Source organism: Mesorhizobium sp. P2_D1 (assembly GCF_056404455.1).
Genome location: NZ_JBFUDZ010000014.1, coordinates 109,202 through 128,694 on the forward strand (window position 1 = coordinate 109,202; position 19,493 = coordinate 128,694).

At 64.5% G+C, this 19,493-nt stretch carries 18 protein-coding genes and 1 riboswitch; of the genes, 7 read left to right on the forward strand and 11 right to left on the reverse strand.

The annotated features are described in order from the left end of the window. Nucleotides 1-22 precede the first annotated feature (22 nt). The 11 genes from nuoI to AC1D0I_RS13255 all read right to left on the reverse strand — a co-directional run bounded on the left by nuoI (nt 23) and on the right by AC1D0I_RS13255 (nt 10,052). Nucleotides 23-514, reverse strand: a complete 492-nt coding sequence (nuoI, locus tag AC1D0I_RS13205) for an NADH-quinone oxidoreductase subunit NuoI (RefSeq protein ID WP_023812382.1) — start codon at nt 512-514, stop codon at nt 23-25. Then, the gene (gene nuoH, locus AC1D0I_RS13210; protein WP_477395541.1) at nt 514-1,557 is read right to left on the reverse strand and encodes an NADH-quinone oxidoreductase subunit NuoH; all 1,044 of its coding nucleotides are present in this window, start codon (nt 1,555-1,557) and stop codon (nt 514-516) included. The genes nuoI and nuoH overlap by 1 nt, the downstream gene beginning before the upstream one ends. A 2-nt stretch (nt 1,558-1,559) precedes the next feature. Then, nucleotides 1,560-3,641 (reverse strand): NADH-quinone oxidoreductase subunit NuoG, encoded by a 2,082-nt coding sequence (nuoG, locus tag AC1D0I_RS13215; RefSeq protein WP_477395542.1) that lies wholly within the window; start codon nt 3,639-3,641, stop codon nt 1,560-1,562. Nucleotides 3,642-3,714: 73 nt separating this feature from the next. Further along, on the reverse strand, nt 3,715-4,413 hold the full coding sequence (locus AC1D0I_RS13220; RefSeq protein ID WP_477395544.1) for an NADH-ubiquinone dehydrogenase: 699 nt from the start codon (nt 4,411-4,413) through the stop codon (nt 3,715-3,717). Nucleotides 4,414-4,513: 100 nt separating this feature from the next. Next, nucleotides 4,514-5,818: an NADH-quinone oxidoreductase subunit NuoF gene (gene nuoF, locus AC1D0I_RS13225; protein WP_095087224.1), complete on the reverse strand. Its 1,305-nt coding sequence runs from the start codon at nt 5,816-5,818 to the stop codon at nt 4,514-4,516. A gap of 10 nt (nt 5,819-5,828) precedes the next feature. Continuing rightward, nucleotides 5,829-7,112, reverse strand: a complete 1,284-nt coding sequence (locus tag AC1D0I_RS13230) for an NADH-quinone oxidoreductase subunit E (RefSeq protein ID WP_477395546.1) — start codon at nt 7,110-7,112, stop codon at nt 5,829-5,831. Beyond that, nucleotides 7,113-8,303: an NADH-quinone oxidoreductase subunit D gene (locus AC1D0I_RS13235; RefSeq protein WP_477395548.1), complete on the reverse strand. Its 1,191-nt coding sequence runs from the start codon at nt 8,301-8,303 to the stop codon at nt 7,113-7,115. 4 nt (nt 8,304-8,307) lie between these two features. Beyond that, nucleotides 8,308-8,508 (reverse strand): hypothetical protein, encoded by a 201-nt coding sequence (locus AC1D0I_RS13240; protein ID WP_477395549.1) that lies wholly within the window; start codon nt 8,506-8,508, stop codon nt 8,308-8,310. Next, complete coding sequence (locus tag AC1D0I_RS13245; RefSeq protein WP_477395551.1) at nt 8,505-9,110, reverse strand: NADH-quinone oxidoreductase subunit C; 606 nt, start codon at nt 9,108-9,110, stop codon at nt 8,505-8,507. Before AC1D0I_RS13245 ends, AC1D0I_RS13240 begins: the two co-directional genes overlap by 4 nt. 4 nt (nt 9,111-9,114) lie before the next feature. Further along, on the reverse strand, nt 9,115-9,696 hold the full coding sequence (locus AC1D0I_RS13250; RefSeq protein ID WP_095087216.1) for a NuoB/complex I 20 kDa subunit family protein: 582 nt from the start codon (nt 9,694-9,696) through the stop codon (nt 9,115-9,117). Beyond that, nucleotides 9,687-10,052: an NADH-quinone oxidoreductase subunit A gene (locus AC1D0I_RS13255; protein WP_095087214.1), complete on the reverse strand. Its 366-nt coding sequence runs from the start codon at nt 10,050-10,052 to the stop codon at nt 9,687-9,689. Before AC1D0I_RS13255 ends, AC1D0I_RS13250 begins: the two co-directional genes overlap by 10 nt. A gap of 331 nt (nt 10,053-10,383) precedes the next feature. Here AC1D0I_RS13255 and AC1D0I_RS13260 point away from each other — a divergent pair, with 331 nt between their 5' ends. The 7 genes from AC1D0I_RS13260 to AC1D0I_RS13290 form a co-directional block, all read left to right on the forward strand. Further along, nucleotides 10,384-11,583: a winged helix-turn-helix domain-containing protein gene (locus tag AC1D0I_RS13260; protein ID WP_477395553.1), complete on the forward strand. Its 1,200-nt coding sequence runs from the start codon at nt 10,384-10,386 to the stop codon at nt 11,581-11,583. 29 nt (nt 11,584-11,612) lie between these two features. Next, a riboswitch (cobalamin riboswitch) is annotated at nt 11,613-11,818 on the forward strand. 39 nt (nt 11,819-11,857) lie between these two features. Further along, entirely contained in the window at nt 11,858-12,286 is a 429-nt protein-coding gene (locus tag AC1D0I_RS13265) for a DUF1636 family protein (protein ID WP_477395555.1), read from the forward strand. A gap of 2 nt (nt 12,287-12,288) precedes the next feature. Beyond that, on the forward strand, nt 12,289-13,326 hold the full coding sequence (gene cobW / locus AC1D0I_RS13270; protein ID WP_477395557.1) for a cobalamin biosynthesis protein CobW: 1,038 nt from the start codon (nt 12,289-12,291) through the stop codon (nt 13,324-13,326). Nucleotides 13,327-13,344: 18 nt separating this feature from the next. Continuing rightward, the gene (gene cobN / locus AC1D0I_RS13275) at nt 13,345-16,704 is read left to right on the forward strand and encodes a cobaltochelatase subunit CobN (RefSeq protein WP_477395559.1); all 3,360 of its coding nucleotides are present in this window, start codon (nt 13,345-13,347) and stop codon (nt 16,702-16,704) included. Then, entirely contained in the window at nt 16,701-18,218 is a 1,518-nt protein-coding gene (cobG, locus tag AC1D0I_RS13280; protein ID WP_477395561.1) for a precorrin-3B synthase, read from the forward strand. Before cobN ends, cobG begins: the two co-directional genes overlap by 4 nt. A gap of 2 nt (nt 18,219-18,220) precedes the next feature. Continuing rightward, nucleotides 18,221-18,853, forward strand: coding sequence for a precorrin-8X methylmutase (locus AC1D0I_RS13285; RefSeq protein WP_477289413.1), 633 nt, complete (start codon nt 18,221-18,223; stop codon nt 18,851-18,853). Continuing rightward, nucleotides 18,850-19,493: precorrin-2 C(20)-methyltransferase (locus AC1D0I_RS13290; RefSeq protein WP_477395563.1), on the forward strand; the 644-nt coding region annotated here is incomplete at its 3' end. The genes AC1D0I_RS13285 and AC1D0I_RS13290, both read left to right, overlap by 4 nt.

Here is a 19,493-nt window from a genome sequence, read left to right on the forward strand (position 1 = left end):
CGCCCCGTCCATGCGTCAAATATCAGCGATACGGCGAGTCCAGCGAGATGTTGCGCGCCAGTTCGCGCTCCCATCGGTCGCCATTCGCCAAAAGCTTGTCCTTGTCGTAGTAGAGCTCTTCGCGCGTCTCCGTAGCGAATTCGAAATTGGGCCCCTCGACGATGGCGTCGACCGGGCAGGCTTCCTGGCAGAAGCCGCAATAGATGCACTTCACCATGTCGATGTCGTAACGCACCGTGCGGCGCGTGCCGTCATTGCGGCGCGGGCCGGCTTCGATGGTGATCGCCTGCGCCGGGCAGATCGCCTCGCAGAGCTTGCACGCAATGCAGCGCTCCTCGCCGTTGGGATAGCGGCGCAGCGCATGCTCGCCACGAAAGCGCGGGCTGGTCGGCCCCTTCTCGTGCGGATAGTTGATCGTCTCCTTCGGTGCGAAGAACTGGCGCATCGACAGGAAGAAGGCGCTGACGAAATCCTGCAGCAGCAGCGATTTTGCGGCTTGGGACAGAGCGGACATCACGCAAACCCCGTGATCTTGAGGAAGGCGGCGGTGGCGACCACCATGAACAGCGAGATCGGCAGGAACACCTTCCAGCCGAGCCGCATCAGCTGGTCGTAGCGGTAGCGCGGGACGAAGGCCTTCACCATGGAGATGCCGAAGAACACAAAGCAGACCTTTAGCACGAACCAGATGACGCCCGGCACCCAGGTGAACGGCGCGAAGTCGAAGGGCGGCAGCCAGCCACCGAGGAACAGGATGGTGGCCAGCGCGCACATCAGCACGATGGCGACATACTCACCGAGGAAGAACAGCAGGAACGGCGTCGACGAATATTCGACCATGTGGCCGGCGACCAGTTCCGATTCAGCTTCCACCAGGTCGAAGGGCGGCCGGTTCGTCTCGGCCAGCGCCGAGATGAAGAAAATGACGAACATCGGGAACAGCGACAGCCAGTGCCAGTCGAGGAAGGTATTGGGCAGGCCGAGCTTGGTGCCCAGCCCATCCTGCTGCGACATCACGATGTCGGACAGGTTGAGCGAACCGGCGCATAAAAGCACGGTGACGATGACAAAGCCGATCGAGACTTCATAGGACACCATCTGTGCGGCCGAACGTAACGCGCCGAGGAACGGATATTTCGAGTTGGACGCCCAGCCGCCCATGATCACGCCATAGACCTCGAGCGAGGAGATCGCGAAGACATAGAGGATGCCGACATTGACGTTGGCGATCGCCCAGCCCTGGTTGACCGGAATGACCGCCCAGGCCGAGATCGCCAGCACGGCAGAAACCAGCGGCGCCAGGAGAAAAACGCCCTTGTTGGCGCCGGACGGGATGACCGGTTCCTTGAAGACGAACTTCAAAAGATCGGCGAAGGCCTGCAGCGTTCCCCATGGGCCGACCACGTTCGGGCCGCGGCGCAGCTGCACCGCCGCCCAGATCTTGCGGTCGGCGTAGAGGATGTAGGCGACGAAGATCAAAAGCACGACGATCAGCACGACCGACTTGAGAAGGATCAGCAGCGCCGGCAGCACGTAGAAGGAGAAGAAAGTGTCCATGCTTATTCCGCCGCCTGCTTGAAGCCGCTCTTGGCCAGTGCCGAGCATTCCGCCATCACGGCCGATGCCCGCGCGATCGGGTTGGTCAGGTAGAAGTCCGCGACCGGCGAGGTGAAGGTGCCCTTGTTCAGCCGCCCGCCGAGCTTCGCCACCTTGGCGATGTCCTCGGCATTGCCGGCCGCGACCTGGTCGATGCGGGCCAGATGCGGGAATTCGCCATAGAGCTTCGCACGCAGCTGCGGCAGCGAATCGAACGGCAGCTTCTTGCCCAGTACATCCGACAGCGCCCGCAGGATCGCCCAGTCCTCGCGCGCATCGCCCGGCGCGAAGCCGGCGCGGTTGGTCTGCTGCACGCGGCCTTCGGTGTTGACATAGGTGGCCGACTTTTCGGTGTAGGCTGCCGCCGGCAGGATGACATTGGCACGGTGCGCGCCCTGGTCGCCATGCGTGCCGATATAGACGACGAAGGCGCCGCCGGTCTTGGCCATATCGATCTCGTCGGCGCCAAGCAGGAACAGCAGTTCCATCTCGCCCAGCATACCGGCGACGTTCTTGCCGCCCTCGCCCGGCACGAAGCCGAGATCGAGGCCGCCGACGCGACCGGCCGCATTGTGCAGCACTGCAAAGCCGTTCCAGTCCGCCCTGGCGGCGTTGACGGCGGCGGCGAGCTTTGCCGCCTGGCCGAGCACGGCCGCACCATCGGCGCGCGCCAGCGCGCCCTGGCCGACGATGATCAGCGGATGCGTCGCCTTCTTCAGCGTCTGGAAGAATTTGCCATTGCCGTCGGCCAGATCCTTTAGCGAGTCCGGTCCGGCGCCCAGTTGTTCATAGTCGTAGCGCGTGTCGCCGACATCGCCGATGACGCCGACCGGCAGATTGCCGATCCGCCAACGCTTGCGGATGCGGGCGTTGAGCACCGAGGCTTCATAGCGCGGATTGGCGCCGATGATCAGCACCGCGTCGGCCTGCTCGATGCCCTCGATGGTCGGGTTGAAGATATAGCTGGCCCGTCCGAGGGCCGGATCGAGTGCGGCGCCGTCCTGACGGCAGTCGGTGTTCTTCGAACCGAGCGAAGCCATCAGCAGCTTCAGCGCATAGATTTCCTCGACCGCGGCCAGATCGCCTGCAATGGCGCCGATCTTTTCTGGTGTTGTCTTCGACACCGCATCCTTGATCGCGGCGAAGGCCTCGGCCCAGCTTGCCGGTGCCAGTCTGCCATCCTTGCGCACATAGGGGCGGTCGAGCCGCTGCGTGCGCAGACCGTCCCAGATGAAGCGGGTCTTGTCGGAGATCCACTCCTCGTTCACCTGCTCGTTGACGCGCGGCAGGATGCGCATCACTTCGCGGCCGCGGCTGTCGACGCGGATCGCCGAGCCGACGGCGTCCATCACGTCGATGGATTCGGTCTTGGTCAGTTCCCACGGCCGCGCCTGGAAGGCAAACGGCTTCGAGGTCAGCGCGCCGACCGGGCAAAGGTCGATGACATTGCCCTGCAGCTCCGAGGTCATCGCCTGTTCGAGATAGGTGGTGATCTCGGCGTCCTCGCCGCGACCGATCAGGCCGAGTTCGGAAATACCGGCGACTTCGGTGGTGAAGCGGACGCAGCGCGTGCAATGGATGCAGCGGTTCATCACCGTCTTGACCAGCGGGCCGATATACTTGTCTTCGACCGCGCGCTTGTTCTCGTGATAGCGCGAGGAATCGACGCCGAAGGCCATCGCCTGGTCCTGCAGGTCGCATTCGCCGCCCTGGTCGCAGATCGGGCAATCCAGCGGATGGTTGATCAGCAGGAATTCCATCACGCCCTCGCGGGCCTTCTTGACCATCGGCGTGTTGGTGAAGATTTCCGGCGCCTCGCCATTCGGGCCGGGGCGCAGGTCGCGCACTCCCATGGCGCAGGAGGCCTGCGGCTTGGGCGGTCCGCCCTTCACCTCGATCAGGCACATGCGGCAATTGCCGGCGATCGACAGCCGCTCATGGAAGCAGAAACGCGGCACTTCCGCGCCAGCGTCTTCCGCCGCCTGCAGCAGCGTGTAGTGGTCGGGTACAGTGATCTCTTTCCCGTCGACCTTGAGCTTTGCCATTCGCCTCAAACCCCTGCGGATTTCCCGCAATCTCTTGTCCCGGGCACGGTCGAAACCGCACCCGGCATTTCATTCATTTCCCGACGGCGAGTGCCGACGCCTGGGCAGTCCAATCGTCACGGACGATACGGCCGGTGAGCGACAAATAATCTTCGACCCAGGCAACCTCTTCCGGCACCCATGCGGCGATCTGGGCATATGTCCAGATACCCAGGCCATTGAGAACCTTCTCCAGCTTCGGACCGATGCCCGATATCGCCTTGAGGTCCGACGGCTCCGCCGGCTTGTCCATAGCCTTCGGCTGCCTGAAATCCTCCGGCATCAACCCGGCCGGAGCCGGGCCTGCTGCTGGGCCGCCGTCGGCGACCGGCACTGCGTCGGCTGCCTCCCTGGCAACCATGTCAGTCACGTCCTGCGCGAAGGATTGCGCTTCGGCGATCAAGGTCTTGGTCGCCGCGCGAGCGGCCTTGGAGGCGCTCTTTTCCGTCTCCGGGAAGCGCTCGGTGCGCGCCTCGAAATCATCGACGATCGGCTGCAGCAGCCGTTGCGAGGCTTCGGCAGCCCCCGAGAGTGCGCCCAGCCAGACGCCGAAGGCGTGGTTCGCCAGCCCGATACCGAGCGCCGACATCGCCGCGGCACTCGCCACAGGATGCGCGAGAAGGTTGACGGCACTCGCCATCTCCTTCGGCATCATCCTGGTCAGATCCTGGTTCATCTTCTCGAACTGGTCCAAATTGGGCATCAATGAGTAGGGTGTCGAATACGGCGCCATAGATATCTCCTGGTCGTTTCTTCGTTCGCCCGCCCCGGTTGTCTCAAATCGGGCACTTGCCCGCATTCCGCTCCGGGCTTTCGCCCGAATTCACAAGTCTCTATTCCGCCGCCACCATCACCGGCTCGGCCCGGTGCGCATTGCGCGAAAACTCGTCGATGCGCCGTTCCACCTCGCCGCGGAAATGCCGCATCAGACCCTGGATCGGCCATGCCGCCGCGTCGCCCAGCGCGCAGATCGTGTGGCCCTCGACCTGCTTGGTGACGTCGAGCAGCATGTCGATCTCGCGCTTCTGCGCTTCGCCGCGCACCAGCCGTTCCATCACCCGCCACATCCAGCCGGTGCCTTCACGGCACGGCGTGCACTGGCCGCAGCTCTCGTGCTTGTAGAAGTAGGAAAGCCGCGCGATCGCCTTCACGATATCGGTCGACTTGTCCATGACGATGACAGCCGCCGTGCCGAGGCCGGATTTGAGGTCGCGCAGCGCGTCGAAATCCATCGGCGTATCGATGATCTGCTCTGCCGGCACCAGTGGCACCGAAGCGCCGCCCGGGATGACCGCCAGGAGATTGTCCCAGCCGCCACGAATGCCGCCGCAATGCGTCTCGATCAGTTCGCGGAACGGGATCGACATCGCCTCTTCGACCGTGCACGGGTTGTTGACGTGGCCGGACACGCAAAAAAGCTTGGTACCGACATTGTTGGGCCGGCCGAAGGACGAGAACCAGGCGGCACCGCGGCGCAGGATGGTCGGCGCAACGGCGATGGATTCGACATTGTTCACGGTTGTCGGGCAACCATACAAGCCAACATTGGCCGGAAATGGCGGCTTCAGCCGCGGCTGGCCCTTCTTGCCTTCGAGGCTTTCGAGCAGCGCCGTCTCCTCGCCGCAGATATAGGCGCCGGCGCCATGGTGCATGTAGATGTCGAAGTCGTAGCCGGACGTGTTGTTCTTGCCGATCAGCTTGGCTTCGTAGGCCTCGTCGATGGCCCGCTGCAGCGCCTCGCGCTCGCGGATGAACTCGCCGCGAACATAGATGTAGGCGGCAATCGCACCCATGGCGAAGCCTGCAAGCAGCGCGCCCTCGACCAGCGTGTGCGGGTCATTGCGCAGGATGTCGCGATCCTTGCAGGTGCCCGGCTCGGATTCGTCGGCATTGATGACGAGGTAGCTCGGCCGGCCGTCGCTCTGTTTGGGCATGAACGACCATTTCAGACCTGTCGGGAAGCCGGCGCCGCCGCGCCCGCGCAGGCCGGATGCCTTCATCTCGTTGACGATCCACTCGCGCCCCTTGGCGACGATGCCGGGCGTGTTGTCCCAGGCGCCACGCGCCATCGCGCCGGCCAGCGACTTGTCGAAGAGGCCGTAGATGTTGTTGAAGATGCGGTCTTTGTCCTGAAGCATTTTTCGTCCCTCAGACCGGCTTCTTGCCGAAGACGCGGATGTATTCGGCGACGCCACCCTTGGCGAGCGCCTTGGCCTGCTTGACCCAGTCGTCGCGATCGATGCGGCCGTGGAAAGCGAGATAACCGTCCACCCACTCGCGCTCGGCCTTCTTCCAGGAAGCAACCTGCGCGAAGGTGAAAATGCCCAAGGAATGCAGGACGCCCTCGATCTTCGGGCCGACACCAGAGATCAATTTGAGGTCGTCGACCAGCGCCGGCCTGTCGATGCCAGCCGGGCGGTTCTTGTCCTCGAGCGACGGCTTGGCCGGCTTGTCAGCCTTCGCGGCTGGCACCTTGATCTCCGGCGCCTTGAAGGCGGCTGCCGGCTCGGCCTTGGTCCTCGGGCCATTGCGCTGCTTGGAAACCTGCTCGACTTCGGGGGCCGCCTTGTTGGCATTGGCGGCCGAATGCGGCGGGGCCGAAACGCTCGCCGCCTTTTCAGCTGCCGGCGCGACCTTGGTCTTTGAAGGCGTCTTCAAGGCCGGGCTGGTTTCAGGCGCATCGGTCTTCGGCTTGCTGGCATTGGACGGTGCGACAGGAGCGGCAGCGGGCGCGACCGTGGCGATTATCGCGTCGGGCGCCGCCTTCGCGGCCTTGGCCGCCTCCCTGGCTTCCTTGTCGCGGGTCGACTTGAGGATCGCCTTTTCGCTCTTCAGGGTCGTGAGGCCGGAGGCTGGCTCCGAGCCGGTACGGCCGTTCTGCGGCCCCGGCGCCACCGAGGCGCCCTTGCCGGCGCCGTAGAGATCGATGATCTCGGCCAGCCGCTCTGGCGTCAGATCCTCGAACGTGTCCTTGAAGATCATCACCATCGGCGCGTTGACGCAGGCGCCGAGGCACTCGACCTCTTCCCACGACAAGGTGCCCTTGTCGTTGGTGTGGAACTGATCGTGATGGATTTTTGAGCGGCACACATCCATCAGCGCTTCCGAGCCGCGCAGCATGCAGGGCGTGGTGCCGCAAACCTGGATGTGGGCGCGGGTGCCGACCGGGCTCAACTGGTACTGCGTGTAGAAGGTGGCGACTTCCAGCCCTCGGATACGAGGCATGCCGAGCATGTCCGAAATCGTCTCGATGGCAGCCTTCGTCACCCAGCCTTCCTGCTCCTGCGCCAGCATCAAAAGCGGAATGATCGCCGACTGCTCGCGGCCCTTGGGATATTTCTTGAGCCATTGCTTCGCCGCTGCCGCATTCGCCCGATTGAAGGCGAAGGATGCTGGCTGGACGCTGGCTTCTGCGAGACGGCGGACTGACATTTAGCGATCGACCTCACCAAACACGATGTCGAGGGAGCCGAGAACGGCGGTGACGTCGGCCAGCATGTGGCCGCGGCAGAGGAAATCCATGGCCTGCAGATGGGCGAAACCGGGGGCGCGCAGCTTGCAGCGGTACGGCTTGTTGGAGCCGTCCGAGACGAGATACACGCCGAATTCACCTTTCGGCGCTTCAACCGCCGCATAGACCTCGCCGGCCGGCACGCGGTAGCCCTCGGTGTAGAGCTTGAAGTGATGGATCAGCGCTTCCATCGAGCGCTTCATCGCCTGGCGCTTCGGTGGCACCACCTTGCCATCAAGGTTCGACACCGGGCCGGTGCTCTCCTTGCCGAGCAAAAGGTCGACGCACTGGCGCATGATCTTTGCCGACTGGCGCATCTCTTCCATGCGCACGAGGTAGCGGTCGAAACAGTCACCGTTCTTCCCGATCGGAATGTCGAAATCCATTTCCGAATAGCATTCATAGGGCTGCGACTTGCGCAGGTCCCAGGGCGCGCCCGAGCCACGTATCATCACGCCCGAGAAGCCCCAGGCCCAGGCATCGGCCAGCGAGACGACGCCGATGTCGACATTGCGCTGCTTGAAGATGCGGTTGCCGGTGAGCAACTGATCGAGGTCGTCAATCGACTTCAGGAACGGGTCGATCCACTTGCCGATGTCCTCGACCAGCTTCTGCGGCAGGTCCTGATGGACGCCGCCAGGGCGGAAATAGGCCGCATGCATGCGCGAGCCGGAGGCGCGCTCATAGAACACCATCAGCTTTTCGCGCTCGACGAAGCCCCACAGCGGCGGCGTCAGCGCGCCGACGTCCATCGCTTGCGTCGTCACATTGAGGATGTGCGACATGATGCGGCCGATCTCGCAGTAGAGCACGCGGATCAGCTGGCCACGCTTCGGCACGTCGATGCCGAGCAGGCGCTCGGCGGCCAGCGCGAAAGCATGCTCCTGGTTCATCGGCGCGCAATAGTCGAGCCGGTCGAGATAAGGCACCGCCTGCAGGTAGGTTTTGGCCTCSATCAGCTTYTCSGTGCCGCGATGCAGCAGSCCGATRTGCGGATCGACGCGMTCGACSACYTCSCCGTCCAGCTCCAGCACGAGGCGCAAAACGCCGTGCGCCGCAGGGTGTTGCGGGCCGAAGTTGATGTTGAAATTGCGGACGGAATGTTCGGTCATGATCTCAAGCCGCCCTATAACCCAGCCAATAGACAGCAAAAACGACAATCAGGGCGATGGCAGCTTTTGCCAGGTTGATGAAAAGTCGTTGGGACCCAGTCAGGGGCTTCGCCGGGTCGTAATTTGCGTCAGCTCTCTTTGCCGCCGCCTGTGCCGCCTCGCGCGCCGCCTTCACAATGTCGTTCTTGCCGGAACCGAGAGTCATTTCGCTGCCGCCTTCTCATCCCCCGGCAACACGTAGTCGGTGCCTTCCCATGGCGAGAGAAAATCGAAATTGCGAAATTCCTGCTTGAGCTCGACTGGCTCATAGATGACGCGCTTGGCCTCGTCGTCGTAGCGCACCTCGACGAAGCCGGTCAGCGGGAAATCCTTGCGCAGCGGATGGCCTTCGAAACCGTAATCGGTCAACAGGCGCCGAAGGTCGGGATGGCCCGAGAACAGCACGCCATAGAGATCGTAGGTCTCGCGCTCGAACCAGTCGGCGCCGGGATAGACCCCGGTGATCGACGGCACCATCGTCTCCTCGTCGGCCTGGACCTTGACGCGGATGCGCACGTTCTGCTTCGGCGACAACAGGTGATAGACCACGTCGAAGCGCTTGGCCCGCGACGGATAATCGGCGCCGCAGACGTCGATGATCGAGATGAACAGGCAGCGCGCATCGTCGCGCAGGAAAGTCATCACCTCGACCAGATTGCGCGGCTCGACATGGACGGTGAGTTCGCCATAGGCGATCGCGGCGTCATTCACGCGGCCGATCAGCTTCTCGCCGAGATAGGTCGACAGTTCGCTCAGGGATGCGGTCATGGATTTACCGTTCGATCGTGCCGGTGCGGCGGATCTTCTTCTGCAGGAGAAGAATCCCGTAAAGCAGCGCTTCGGCGCTCGGCGGGCAGCCGGGCACATAGATGTCGACCGGCACGACGCGGTCGCAGCCACGCACCACCGAATAGGAATAGTGATAGTAGCCGCCGCCATTGGCGCAGGAACCCATCGAGATGACGTAGCGGGGCTCCGGCATCTGGTCGTAGACCTTGCGCAGCGCCGGCGCCATCTTGTTGGTCAGCGTGCCGGCGACGATCATGATGTCGGACTGGCGCGGAGACGCGCGCGGCGCAACGCCGAACCGCTCCGAATCGTAGCGCGGCATCGAAGTATGGATCATCTCGACCGCGCAGCAGGCGAGGCCGAACGTCATGAACATCAGCGAACCGCTGCGCGCCCAGGTGATCAGCGCCTCGGTCGAGGTGACGAGAAAGCCCTTGTCGGCCAGTTCGTTGTTGATCTCGAGGAAGAAAGGATCGTCGGACCCCACCGGCCTGCCGGTGTTGGGATCGATCAGGCCCTTGGGCTTCGGCGCGACGAGCGTGCCGGAACTGTCGTTCAATCCCATTCCAGCGCTCCTTTTTTCCATTCATAGGCAAAGCCGATGGTCAACACCGCCAGGAAGACCATCATCGACCAGAAGCCGAGCATGCCGATCTTCGAGAACGACACCGCCCACGGAAACAGGAAAGCCACTTCCAGGTCGAAGATGATGAACAGGATCGACACCAGGTAGAAACGGATGTCGAATTTCATGCGGGCGTCGTCGAACGAGTTGAAACCGCACTCGTAGGCGGAAAGCTTTTCGGGATCGGGATTGCGGTAGGCGACCAGGAAGGGGGCGGCCAGCAGCGCCAGCCCGACGACCAGGGCCACGCCGATGAACAGGACGATGGGCAGGTATGAACCTAGAAGTGCGTTCATGCTCGGCTTTCCGTTGGCGCCAATCCACGTTGATTACAGCACCGGACCCTAATGCGGAAGCGTGACAGTTTAACCGCTGAACCGTTTTAAGGGCCTATGCTGCAACGCGGCGAGGGTTAGCGCAGCACTTCCAGCGAAGCAAGTCAAACCTTGTTCAAAACGCGGTCCTGGACGGCATATCCGAGGAAACTGGTCCGATCCGCTCCTGTTTGATTTCCTTCGCTTTTTACTCCACTTTTGTCTCCTGACATGGTTGCCGCCAAAACCCTGCTAGCATGAGCCGGAATCACCCGTCAGAACTTCGGCCAACCACCCTCAGAGTGATGCCTGCATGAAGGAAAAGATCTCGCTTGCCATGGCCCGGCGCATCTCGCTCGCCGCCCAGGGGTTTCTCGATCCCCGCCCTGCCGGTACGCCCGACCGCCGCCATTTCGCCCGCGTTCTCTCCCGCATCGGCCTGCTGCAGATCGATTCCGTCAGTGCGGTGGTGCGCGCCCACTATATGCCGCTCTATTCGCGCCTTGGCCCCTATCCGCTCGCTCTGCTCGACAATGCCGCCGTGACGCGCAAGCGCACGGTGTTCGAATACTGGGCGCACGAGGCTTCCTTCCTGCCGGTCGAGACCTACCCGCTGATGCGCTGGCGCATGCAGCGGGCCGAGCGCGGCGATGAAATGTATCTCGGCCTCGCCAAATGGGGCCGCGAGCACGCTGGCTACATCGAACAGATCTACCGCGAGGTCGCCGATCGCGGTCCGATCGCCGCTTCCGCGCTCGAAGGCCAGAAAGGCTCGGGCGGCTGGTGGGGCTGGAGCCATGCCAAGCATGCCTTCGAATGGCTGTTCTGGGCCGGGCGCATCACCACGGCGCACCGTCGCGGCTTCGAGCGGTTCTACGATCTGCCGGAGCGCGTGTTGCCGCAAGCGATCCTCGACCTGCCCGTGCCCGCCGCCGAGGACGCGCACCGCGAATTGCTGCGCATTTCCGCCCGCGCCCACGGCATCGCGACATCAGGCGACCTGCGCGACTATTTCCGCCTGTCCCCTGCCGACATGAAGGGCCGGCTGGAGGAACTGGTCGAAACGGGCGAACTGCTGCCTGTGCGTGTCGAAGGCTGGGACAAGCCGGCCTATCTTCATAAAGACGCGCGTTTGCCACGAAAAATCGAGGCCCGCGCTTTGCTGGCGCCGTTCGATCCGGTCGTCTTCGAACGGTCGCGCACCGAGCGGCTGTTCGATTTCCACTATCGCATCGAGATCTATACCCCGGCCGATAAACGCCAGTATGGCTACTACGTCCTGCCGTTCCTGCTCGGCGACCGGATCGTCGGCCGCGTCGACCTCAAGGCCGATCGCCCCGCCAGTGTCCTGCGCGTCCATGCGGCCTATGCCGAGCCGGGCGCGCCGCCTGAAACCGCCGCCCAACTGTTCGAGGAACTGAAGCAGATGCAGGGCTGGCTCGGCCTTGAACGTATAGAGGTGACATCAGCCGGTGATTTGGGTCCGGCGCTGGCCGACCTGACCGTGTCGTAAGCCCACGTTGACACCGCCGCCCGCAAAAGCCTAAATCCGCTCCAGACGGTCTCCTCTCTTCAACGAGAGGAGCCAAGAGGGAATGCGGTGCGAAATTCCGATTTCAAATCCGCGGCTGTCCCCGCAACTGTAAGCGAAGAGCCAAGGCCGAAAGCCACTGGGGTATTCCCGGGAAGGCGGCTACCCAAGGCGATGACCCGCGAGCCAGGAGACCTGCCGTCTGCGACTGTAGAATCCGATCGCCCGGCGGGTTTCCGGGCAAGGAGCCCGATTTTTGGACCACGACAGCAGTTTTTCGGCTGGCACAGCGGACAATGCGTCCGGCGAGAGCGATGCCCTTGACGGCGTGACCGTCATCGTCTGTGCCTCCTGTCGTGATGAAACCGGTTCTGACGCCCATCCCCGCGCCGGCGAACTGCTTGCGGATGAAACACGCCGCGCCGCATCTGGCGAAAACATCCGCGTCCGCAGCGTCGAATGCCTCGGCAATTGCAAGCGCCGGCTCAGTGCCGCCATCCTGCGCGATGGCTGCTGGAGCTACGTCTTCGGCGACCTGACCACATCGAGCGGTGCCGATCTCGTCACTGGGGCAAAACTCTTCGCCACCTCGACCGACGGCCTGATCCCGTGGCGCGGCCGTCCCGATAGCCTGAAGCGCGGCCTCGTGGCCCGCATCCCTCCCCTCGACATGCTGAAGGACTGATCATGACTGCCTCCGTCTCCCGCGTCCCCTGCACCGTCGTCACCGGCTTCCTCGGCGCCGGCAAGACGACGCTGATCCGCCATCTCCTGGAAAACGCCGGCGGCAAGCGGATCGCCATCATCGTCAACGAGTTCGGCGACATCGGCATCGACGGCGAGATCCTGAAGGGCTGCGGCATCGACACCTGCCCGGAGGAAAACATCGTCGAACTGGCCAATGGCTGCATCTGCTGCACCGTTGCCGACGATTTCGTGCCGGCGCTCGACCAGATCCTGTCGCTGTCGCCGAAGGTCGACCACATCCTGATCGAGACCTCGGGCCTGGCTCTGCCCAAGCCACTGGTCCAGGCCTTTCAGTGGCCGACGGTGAAGAGTCGCGTAACGGTCGATGGCGTCATCGCCGTCGTCGACGGTCCCGCACTCGCCGAAGGCCGCGTCGCCAATGACATGGACGCACTTCAGGCACAGCGCGCCCAGGATGAGACGCTCGATCACGACGATCCGGTCGAGGAGGTGTTCGAGGACCAGATCGCCTGCGCCGACCTGATCATCCTGTCGAAGAGCGACCTGATGGACACCGCCGGCTCCGCCCGCGCCAACGCCATCATCAACGAGCACATCGCTCGCGCCGTGAAGATCGTGCCGACGTCGCAAGGCAAGGTCGATCCCTCTGTGCTGCTCGGTCTTGGCCTTGCCGTCGAGGACGACATCGAGAACCGCAAGACCCACCACGACGACGAACTCGACCACGAGCACGACGACTTCGACTCTTTCGTCATCGACATTGCCTCGATCGCCAATCCGGACGAGTTGGCAAAACGCGTCGCCACCGCCGCCGAGGAAGAAAACGTGCTGCGCGTGAAAGGCTTCGTCGAGGTCGGCGGCAAGCCGATGCGGCTCTTGCTGCAGGCCGTAGGACCGCGCGTCAATCACTACTACGACCGCGCCTGGACGGCCGGGGATGACCGCCGCTCGCGACTCGTCGTCATCGGCCTGAAGGGGCTGAACCGCCCGGCGATCGAGCGTATACTCGCCGGCTGACGCAAACCACGGGCCGCGATGCACATCCTCACCACGACCTCCGCCTCGCTCGACGATCTCGCCGAGCCGGTCGATCTGCGGCAGACGCCGGCGGATATCGTGGCCCTGTCCTTCACCGACAGCGATCTCGCCGGACTGGCGGCGGCATGGAAGGCCGATGCCGAGCGCCTGCCCTCGATGCGGCTGGCGGCCTTGCGCGACCTGCGTCATCCGATGTCCGTCGACCTCTGGATCGACAGCGTCGCCCGCCATGCCAGAGTCATCCTCGTGCGCATCCTCGGCGGCTACGACTGGTGGCGCTACGGCTGCGACCAGCTTGCCTCGACCGCCCGCGCGCGCGGTATAAAACTGGCGCTGCTGCCCGGCGAATGCCGCGACGAGGATCTGCGCCTGATCGAAGCCTCGACACTGCCGCGCGAGGAACTCGACGGCCTGCTCGACTATTTTCGCGAGGGCGGTCCAGCCAATATGAGCGCGCTGGTGCAGAAGCTGGCGCGGCTGGCTGGATCCGAAGCAACAATTTCGGCGCCTGTCGCCGTACCGAAGGCTGGATACTATGAGCCGGGCCGCGGCGTCGTCCCCCTTCCCCTCGAGGGGCAGGGAAATGCTGTGATCCCTATCCTGTTCTACCGCTCGATGCTGCTCGCCGCCGATGTCGCACCGATCGACGCCCTTTTTGGGGCGCTGCGGCAGCGCGGTATGACGCCAGTCCCCATCTTCGTCTCCAGCCTCAAGGACCCGGTATCGCTGGCGTTCGTCGAAACCGCGCTGGCCTCGTTGAAACCTGCCGCCATCGTCACCGCGACCGCCTTCGCGTCCGGCGCCGAACCCGGCGTCGAAACCCTGTTCGATCGTGCCGGCGTGCCAGTCTTCCAGGTCATCGTCGCCACCACCCGCCGCGACATCTGGGAAAACAACCAGCGTGGGCTGGCGCCCGCCGACCTCGCAATGCATGTCGTGCTGCCCGAACTCGACGGCCGCATCCTGGCCGGCGCCATTTCCTTCAAGGGCGAGAGCGAGGTCGATCCAGCACTTGGTCACCGCGCCTTCGCCAACCGGCCGGAGCCGGATCGTGTGGCGCAAGTCGCGGACCGCGTCGCGGCCTTCATCAAGCTGCAAGAAACACCCCGCGCCGAGCGCAAGCTGGCCATCCTGATCCCCGACTACCCGAGTGCTCCCGGCCGCACCGGCTATGCCGTCGGCCTCGACGTGCCGTCCAGCGTGCTGGCGATGCTGCAGGACCTCAAGGGACAGGGCTATGCCGTTGACGGCATTCCGCAAACGCCGCGTGCGCTGCTGGATTTGCTGGAAAGTTCAAACCACGGGCTGAAGCTTGACGACTATCTGTGCTTCTCAACCGAACTGCCGAGGGCGGCGATAGCTGCCGTAGAAGCCGCCTGGGGTAAGGCGAAAGATGAAACAGGTTTGCGCGAGGCGCTAACCTCCGCAAAATTCCCCTTCCGGGCCGCCACCTTCGGTAACGTCACCGTGGCGCTTGCTCCCGACCGCGGCCGGTCAGTGGATCGGCGCGCCGATTATCACGACCCGACGCTGCCGCCGCGGCATGCGCTGATCGCCTTCGGCCTGTGGCTGCGCCAGTCGCTCGGCGCTCATGCGCTTGTCCATGTCGGCGCCCACGGCACGCTGGAATGGCTGCCCGGCAAGACGGTTGCGCTCAGCCAAGACTGCTTTCCCGAGATCGTCACCGGTCCCTTGCCCGTGATCTATCCCTTCATCGTCTCCAACCCCGGCGAAGCCGCACAGGCCAAGCGGCGCATCGCCGCTGTCACCCTTGGGCATCTGCCGCCACCGCTGACCGGCGCCGGACTGGACGAGGATCAGCATAGGCTCGAGCGGCTGGTCGACGAGTATGCCCAGGCCGATGGGCTCGACCGCCGCCGCCGAGATCGTCTGGCAAAGCTGATCGTCGACACCGCCCAGAAAGCCGGCCTCGCGTCCGAAGCGGGCGTCGCCAAGACCGACGCGCCCGACGAAGCGTTGCGCCGCATCGACGCCTGGCTTTGCGACCTCAAGGATTTCGCCATCAAGGACGGGCTGCATATCTACGGCCGCGCCTCCGAGGACGAGCCTGACGCCATGCGGCGTCAAAGCGCGGCAGCCGAGACGATGGCATTCCTGGCGGCACTCGATGGCCGCCACGTCAAAGCCGGCCCGGCAGGGGCGCCGGCGCGCGGACGCGCCGATGTATTGCCCACCGGCCGCAACCTGTTCACGTCGGACCCGCGCACCATGCCGACGCCGACCGCCTATGACCTCGGCAGGGCGGCGGCGGAGGAAGTGGTGCGTGGCTATATGCAGTCGCATGGCGACTGGCCGCGTTCGCTGATCATCGACCTCTGGGGCTCAGCCTCGCTGCGCACCGGCGGCGAGGAGATCGCACAGGGCCTGGCGCTGATGGGCTGCCGGCCGCAATGGGATGCCGCGACCGGCCGCATCACCGGCATCGAGGTGCTACCGCCGGCAACCGTCGGCCGACCACGCGTCGACGTCACCTGGCGCATTTCCGGCCTGTTCCGAGACATGTTCCCAACCCAGATCGCGCTGATCGATGCCGCGGCCAACGCCGTTGCCGCCCGCGACGAGGAGGATTCGGAAAACCCGCTGGCGGCCAAGACCCGCGCGGATGGCAAGATCAGCCCGCGCGTCTTCGGCACTTCGCCCGGCACCTACGGCGCCGGCGTCGAGGACTTGCTGTCGAGCGGCGACTGGGCGGCGCGCGAAGAAATTGGCCGCGCATATCTCGACGCCACCTCGCATGCCTATGGCGGCGCAGGGGGCGAAGGCGTCTTGGCAACCGGCGCCTTCGAGGGCCGCATCGCCGAAGCCGATCTTCTCGTCCACACCGGCGATGATCCCGGCCGCGATATCCTAGAGGGTTCCGCTGACGTCGCCTTCATCGGTGGCTTTTCGGCAGCACTTGCAGCGCTTGGCAGGAATGCCGATGTCATCGTGCTCGACACCACCGATCCGCAAAAGCCGAAGCCGCGTTCGCTTGGTGATGCGGTGGCCCGCGTCGTACGGGCCCGCGCCGTCAATGCCCGCTTCATATCAGGGCAGATGCGCCACGGCCCGCGCGGCGCCTCCGAATTCGCCGAAACCGTTGACCGGCTGGTCGGCTTTGCCGAAACCACCCTCGCGATATCAGGCACGCTGATCGAGGCGGTACATGACGCCTATCTCGGCGATCCCCTGGTGCGCGCCTTCATCCTGCGCGAGAACCCTGCCGCCGCCAAAGTCATAGCCGAGCGCTTCCAGTCGGCGCGGCGGCGCGGGCTCTGGCATCCCTTGCGCAATTCCATCGACGACGATCTCGCCGCCCTCATCGCCGAGGCTGAAGCGCTTGGGGTTGCGGCATGAACGCCTTCTCGCGTCGCGGCGCCTGCCCGGCTCTGGCTGCCCCCATGCAGACCGGCGACGGCCTGCTGGTTCGGCTCAACCCCGTTGCTGGAGGCCCATCTTCTGGAGGATTGTCGCCAAAGCTTTTGATCGCACTCGCCGAATCGGCCCTGCGGCACGGCAACGGCATCATGGAAGTCACCGCGCGCGGCAGTCTGCAGATACGCGGCCTGACATCGGAAAGCGCGCCGCTGCTGGCGGCGGAGGTCGATGCGCTTGATATCGCGGTGCGCACCGGCGTGCCGGTCGAGACCGGGCCGCTGGCCGGCATGGATCCGCAGGAGATTGCCGATCCCAAGCCGCTGGCTGAACGGATCAGGACAGCGGTCGAGGAAGCCGGGCTCGTGCAACGGCTCGGCCCGAAGGTTTCGGTCGTTGTCGACGGCGGCGGGCAGCTTCTACTGGATTCGGTAACGGCCGATGTGCGGCTTGCCGCAACGCGCAGCGATGCGGGAGTACGGTGGCTGGTGTCTGCCGCGGGTGATGGGCGGAATGCGAGACCGCTGGCCACGGTGGAAGACGATGCAGCATGCGATATTGCCGTTGCCGTGCTCAGGATGATTGCCGAGAAGGGCCGCGAAGCCCATGCAAGGGATTTGACCGAGAGGCAGCTAGCTTCTCTTGCAAGTTGGCACTCCGTCCCACCCCCCTCTGTCCTGCCGGACATCTCCCCCGCAAGGGGGGAGATTGCGCCATCATCACTGTTTTCGCCATTTACAAGCCTGCGACCAATCGTTGAGATTGCAAAAGAAGAGCCCGCAGCAAAATTGCCGATCTCCCCCCTTGCGGGGGAGATGTCCGGCAGGACAGAGGGGGGTGGGAAGGATCGCCTTCCTGCGCCATCGACTCCCTTACCCATTGGCATTTTCAACCTGGCCGCCACCACCACCGCCCTCGGCATCGCCCTCCCCTATGGCAGCATGCCGGCGGACAAGATCATCAGCCTCGCCCAAGGCGCCCTCGCCCTCGGCACGTCGGAAATCCGCCTCGCCCCCGGCCGCGCGCTGCTCTTCCTCGGCCAGCCGACAGCCGCCAACCGGCCCCTTCAGGACACCGCAACCACCCTCGGATTCGTCACCGACGCCGCCGATCCGCGCACACGCATCGCCGCTTGTCCCGGCACGCCGGCCTGCGCCTCGGGCCGGATCGCCACGCGCGACATTGCCGAGGCGATTGCCGCTGAAAATGCCGACATCCTCGACTTCACCCTGCACATTTCCGGCTGCGCCAAGGGCTGCGCCCATCCGGGCAAAGCTGCGCTTACCCTGGTCGGCGGCGAAAACGGAGCCGGACTTGTCGTGAACGCGACGGCAAAGGGCCTTCCTGCCAGCTACAGGCCGGGCTATGACGCCGAGCGCGGCATCAGCCGCGTCGCGGCAGCGATCCGCAGCGCACGACTTCCCGGCGAAACCGCCGCCGCTTGCCTGACAAGGCTTGGCGCGGCTGGCATCGCCGAGGCTTACCGACAGGAATGAGCATGGCCGCCTACGACTATATCCACGACGGCACGGCGATCTACGAGCGCTCCTTCGCCATCATTCGCGCCGAGGCCGACCTGTCGCGCTTCTCCGAAGCAGAGGCCGATGTCGCCATCCGCATGATCCATGCCTGCGGCCAGGTTGAGGCTGCCAGCCATTTTGTCTTTTCGACGGATTTCGTTGCCGCCGCGCGCACGGCACTTTCGGCTGGGGCGCCGATCTTCTGCGACGCCGAGATGGTCTCGCATGGCGTCACCCGCGCCAGGCTGCCGGCAGGCAACGAGGTGATCTGCACCTTGCGCGACCCGCGCACACACGAAATCGCCAGGGAGATCGGCAATACCCGTTCCGCGGCCGCCATCGACCTGTGGGGAGAGCGCATGGCCGGTTCGGTGGTCGCCATCGGCAATGCGCCGACCGCGCTCTTCTATTTGCTGGAAAAACTGCGCGACGGTGCGCCGAAGCCGGCGGCGATCATCGGCATGCCGGTCGGCTTCGTCGGCGCGGCCGAATCCAAGGATGCGTTGGCCGAGAATTCCTATGGCGTGCCCTATGCCATCGTGCGCGGCCGGCTTGGCGGCAGCGCCATGACTGCCGCCGCACTCAACGCCTTGGCGAGGCCTGGCCTGTGAACGCGCTCCCCAAAGGCCGTCTCGTCGGTGTCGGCACCGGTCCCGGCGACCCCGAACTGTTGACGCTGAAGGCCGCACGAGCCTTGGCCGAGGCCGATGTCGTGGCGTATTTCGCCAAGCGCGGCAACAACAGCAACGCGCGCGCCATCGTCGAAGCCCAATTCCGCCCCGGCATGACGGAACTGCCGCTGCTCTATCCTGTCACCACCGAAATCGACAAGGATCACGACGACTACCGTTCGCAGATCGCCGGTTTCTACGAGGAATCCGCAGAGAAGGTCGCCGAACACCTTGAAGCAGGCAGGATGGTTGCCGTGCTGTCCGAGGGCGACCCACTGTTCTACGGCTCCTACATGCACCTGCATGTGCGGCTCGCCCATCGCTTTCCGACCGAGGTCATTCCCGGCGTCACTGCCATGTCCGGCTGCTGGTCGGCGACCGGCCTGCCGATCGTCCAGGGCGACGATGTGCTGACGGTGTTGCCGGGCACGATGAACGAGTTCGAACTCACCCGGCGGCTGGCCGACACCGACGCCGCCGTCATCATGAAGGTCGGCCGCAACCTGCCCAAGATCAGGCGAGCGCTGGAGGCAACCGGCAAGCTGGCGCGCGCCGTCTATGTCGAGCGCGGCACCATGGC